General features: G+C 77.0%; 1 protein-coding gene. It reads left to right on the top strand.

Translation table 11 applies throughout. The annotated features are described in order from the left end of the window. A partial coding sequence (locus HMPREF3105_RS01400) for an ATP-binding cassette domain-containing protein (RefSeq protein WP_141762380.1) occupies positions 1–729 on the top strand: 729 nt, incomplete at its 5' end. Between the last annotated feature and the right edge of the window lie 175 nt (positions 730–904).

The raw sequence follows: 904 nt of genomic DNA, 5'->3' as shown, positions 1-904 counted from the left end.
GAGGAGGGCGGAGCTGCCGCGGCGCCGCCTGAGCCGGCGGAGGCCGCAGAGCCGGAGGCACGGGTGTGCCGCCTGCGCCTGGTCGAGGCCGCCTTCGCCCACCCCGGTGCGCCGCCGCTGTGGACCGACCTGGAGCTCGACCTGGCCCCCGGGGACGTCGCCGTCGTCACCGGGCCCTCCGGATCCGGGAAGTCGACCCTGCTGGCCGTGCTGCTGGGCTTCCTGCCCCTGACCGCCGGCCGGTACACGCTCGAGACCGTGCCCCCGACGCCCCAGCCGGACCCGGTCCGCCCGGACGCGACGGCGCTGGCCCGGGTCGCCTGGACCCCACAGGACGCCCTGATCTTCGACTCCACGGCGCGCGGCAACCTCGCCCTGGCCCGCGGCGTCGCGGACGCCCCGTCCGACGCAGAGCTCACCGCCGCGCTCGAGCTGGTGGGACTGGGTCCGTGGCTGGCCGCGGCACCGCAGGGCCTGGACACGCGCGTCGGCCCTGGCGGGCAGCGGCTCTCGGGCGGGCAGCGTCAACGCCTGGCCGTGGCCCGGGCTCTCGTGGCCCGCGCCGATGTCGTGCTGCTGGACGAGCCGACCGCACACGTGGACGCCGACGAGGCACGCGCCCTCATCACGGATCTGCGCCAGGCCCTGACGGACAGGATCGTCGTGGTCGTCACCCATGACGGCAGGCTGTTGGAGGACGGCGACGTCCCGGTGCGGATCGGCCGCTAAGGCCCCTGATCAGTCCGCGGACACGGCCACGGCGTCGTCCTCGGCGGGCGGGGCCGAGACGAGTTCGGGGGAGGCGCCGGCGCCGACGGCCTCGATGCGCTGGTCCACGGGCACGCCCGAGCCGTCCCGGCGCCCATACTCGATCGGCAGCGCGCGGGCCACGCCGGCCCGGGAG

This window comes from Micrococcus sp. HMSC31B01, assembly GCF_001816085.1.
Classification (GTDB): domain Bacteria; phylum Actinomycetota; class Actinomycetes; order Actinomycetales; family Micrococcaceae; genus Micrococcus; species Micrococcus luteus.
Note: the sequence above shows the minus strand (reverse complement) of the source record. Positions and strands in the feature narration are given on the sequence as shown.